Here is a 3,136-nt window from a genome sequence, read left to right as displayed (position 1 = left end):
GGCGACCGTAGGAAGTACCTTTAGGTATGGGTGCGAATGTGGGAAAAAGTTGAATAAAATAAAAAATCTACTGCAAAATATATTTATTTTAGTATATAAAACCGTTCTTTATTATAAATACATTCTTGCCGTCTGAGGCTATTGATATCGCTTCGCTGCTGTAAGCGTCTATTTCTGATATATAATCATATCCGCCTAACTCTTTTCTTGTAGCTGTTTCTTTATTCCATATAAAATAATACTTTCTTCCAAGTCTTTCTGCTGTAAAAGCAAAAGAATCTCCATAAAACTTAAATGAAGTTACAGAGTTGTATGAAGGGCTTTCAAAGTTGTCGGATATAATATATTCCCTGTCATTTTTTGAGGCATTGTATACTAATTCATTATTGTCAGAGAAGTATATATTATTTATTTTATTATATTCATCATTAATTTTTTTATTATTAAGAATTATAAAAGATATATTATTGCTGCTTACTCCATATGCAAAGTTCTTTGAATCTTTGGAATATTGATAAGTATGTATATTATCATAACTACCTAGCATATTTCCTCTAACATAGAGTTGCATCATATTGTTTGTATCTATATTAATAAATACCAAACTTTGACCGTCTGGAGAAAAACTCATATTTGTAATTAGATTAAACTCTCCTATGTTTCTATTATTTATTAAAATGCTTGTATTTATAAATTCATTTGTAATAATATTGTTATTAGTGTCTTCCAAATTTAATGTATTTTCTACTATGTTTGTAATAACATTTGTAACCATCATTAATGCTATAGTATTTGATTGTCCTTTAACTGTTATACCTTCTTCATTTGTATAAATACTTATATTAGATAGATTATAATTTGTAACTGTAGATATATTGGTAAGAATAGTATCGTTTGTGTTAATGTTTGTATACATCATATTATCATTTGTTGTTAAATTAGTATCTATTTGAGGCATTAATTTAACAGCGTATGCTTGATTTTGTAGGCTGTATGAAGCTAAATCATCAACAGATATAAAATTCTCTGTATCATTATTTCCATTATATATAACAGCACTTCCTTCACTGTTTATAACATACATTAAAGTTCTTCCGTCAATACCATATTTCATTTTTTCTGCTTTTCCCAAAACGGATTTTTCTTCTCCATTGATATTAACAAAATATTCTCCATCTCTAGAATAAGAAAATGCATAATTGTTCTTGTTTATAACATATTCATATAATTCAGAATACTGAGTTTTGGCCTCTCCATTAATAACAGCAACGCCATAATCCATAAGTCTTGCAAATATTATAGAATTGTTCTCAGCAAAAGTAGAAGCTTCTATAGAATCAAATTCCTGTTCTTTATTACCATATATAACAACCCACATATCTTTACCGATAGAAGGTTTTAGCATAGTAGCAACTAATGTGCCATTTGGTAAAACTTTTATTATACCAGCATCCTTATATCCTTCTAATCTGCTGCTTTTATAGAGTATATCATATGTTTTATTATTAGCATTATTCTTTTCTATAACAATAGCATAGTTTGTATCATTTAATATATGAGCATTCTTTAGAGTTTCATTGTTTTGTAATGTATATATTTGAGGAAATAGTAAATTGCTTATTAATATAAAATAAATAGGTATGTATTTTTTCATAGTAAATTCCAATTGTTTTTTATAAAGAAAATTATTTATATACTCGGTAATATTATAAACTAAAATTAATAATATACAAAATTATCTTATTAAAAAAAACTAAATTTTTACGATTATTTTTATATAAAATACTTGAGGTTGTTATGAGATATTTTATTATAATATTGCTTTTTATTTATTCTTGCAGCTCTATAAATACTAATTCTAAAACTCTTAATAATGGTTGGATTAATGAAAATAAATTTAGCATTAATTCTATAGGCTACCCAAATACTGATAATAATGCCACATCAGAAGAAAATAAAAATAGTGCCTATAATGCTGCTTTATCTCTTTCTATTGTTAAAATTGAGAATGCTTTTTCAAAAGAATTGCCTCAAAATTATAAATATTATGATGATTTGAAAAGTTTTATATCTAATAATGTGAAAGTAGAATATGCAAATTATGTAGATAATAGATATTATAATATAATGGTTTCTATAGAATATAATAATTTATTAGATGATTTAAGAAAAGGTAAAAAAATAACAAAATAATGTAAATTTTTTTGTTTTTATTTTACTTTTAAATTAAATATGAGTTTTTATAAGAATAAAAATATATACAATAGGAGAAAAGTATGAAGTCTACTAAATTGATTGCATTTGTAGGTTCAATTGCATTATTGTTTGGTATGATAGCTTTTGCTCAAACTCAAATTGATTTGGCTAAGATACCTGATGGTACTTATTTGGGCAATTACAAAGCTACTTACAAAACTAAACAAGGTGACTACCAAGCTAAAGTAACAGTTCAAGGTGGTAAATTAACTAAAGTTGTAATGACTAAATGTGCTCATTCAAGCGGTCCTGCTAGAGCTAAAGCAGCTTATGACCAAATGATTAAAGCTAACAACATTTATGTTGATGGTGTTACTGGTGCTACTTGGAAAGCTCTTGTTGAAGATGCTTTAACTAAATTAACTCCAGCAAAATAATAAAAAAATAGGTGAAAAATTGTATTAGAAAGTGTATTCAGTTTATGAATACACTTTTTTTATATTCTTTTATTTATTTTTATATTTAATAATAATCCTACTAGCATAATTATAAAAGTAATAAATATTGCTATATACATATTAACTTCAAAATTATATCTTAAGTATTGAAAATCAGAAATTTCTTTAGATAATTCTATTAAAACATTTGCAGCAAACTCTGTTGTTTTTGCAGGATATATTGATACATTATTAAATATTTGATATGTGAATATAGTTATTAACGATGATGAGAGTATTATAAAAGATAATGGTACAGCGAATATATTTGCTATTATTGAGTTAAGATTTAAAATTTTAAAATGATATATATTTAATGGAAGTATTGATATGAGTGATATTATATTAATTGCCAAAAATCCTAATATGGTTATAAAGATATTTTTTAAAAAAGTATTTATTTTTAAGTTTTTAATTTTTGATATTATAAAAAAATTATAAAT

The 3,136-nt window shown here is 24.5% G+C and carries 4 protein-coding genes; 2 read left to right on the top strand and 2 right to left on the bottom strand.

The genetic code is table 11. The annotated features are described in order from the left end of the window. Positions 1-88 precede the first annotated feature (88 nt). Positions 89-1,654: a hypothetical protein gene (locus E6A48_RS06070; RefSeq protein ID WP_219709166.1), complete on the bottom strand. Its 1,566-nt coding sequence runs from the start codon at positions 1,652-1,654 to the stop codon at positions 89-91. A 143-nt stretch (positions 1,655-1,797) separates the two neighbouring features. Here E6A48_RS06070 and E6A48_RS06065 point away from each other — a divergent pair, with 143 nt between their 5' ends. Continuing rightward, positions 1,798-2,193 carry a hypothetical protein gene (locus E6A48_RS06065; RefSeq protein ID WP_219709165.1) on the top strand — a complete coding sequence of 132 codons (396 nt, stop codon included), beginning with the start codon at positions 1,798-1,800 and terminating at the stop codon, positions 2,191-2,193. 83 nt (positions 2,194-2,276) lie between these two features. After that, positions 2,277-2,633 (top strand): FMN-binding protein, encoded by a 357-nt coding sequence (locus E6A48_RS06060; protein WP_014932744.1) that lies wholly within the window; start codon positions 2,277-2,279, stop codon positions 2,631-2,633. A gap of 59 nt (positions 2,634-2,692) precedes the next feature. Here E6A48_RS06060 and E6A48_RS06055 read toward each other — a convergent pair. Beyond that, positions 2,693-3,136: ComEC/Rec2 family competence protein (locus E6A48_RS06055; RefSeq protein WP_219709164.1), on the bottom strand; the 444-nt coding region annotated here is incomplete at its 5' end.

The organism is Brachyspira pilosicoli (genome assembly GCF_019402445.1).
GTDB classification, from domain to species: Bacteria; Spirochaetota; Brachyspiria; order Brachyspirales; family Brachyspiraceae; genus Brachyspira; species Brachyspira pilosicoli_B.
The sequence above is the reverse complement of the archived record's forward strand: the minus strand, read 5'-3'. Positions and strand labels throughout refer to the sequence as shown.

What these genes read in the sequence shown, in the direction of transcription:
- E6A48_RS06070 (WP_219709166.1), bottom strand. Translation starts at nt 1,654, where the DNA reads ATGAAAAAATACATACCTATTTATTTTATATTAATAAGCAATTTACTA.
- E6A48_RS06065 (WP_219709165.1), top strand. Translation starts at nt 1,798, where the DNA reads ATGAGATATTTTATTATAATATTGCTTTTTATTTATTCTTGCAGCTCT.
- E6A48_RS06060 (WP_014932744.1), top strand. Translation starts at nt 2,277, where the DNA reads ATGAAGTCTACTAAATTGATTGCATTTGTAGGTTCAATTGCATTATTG.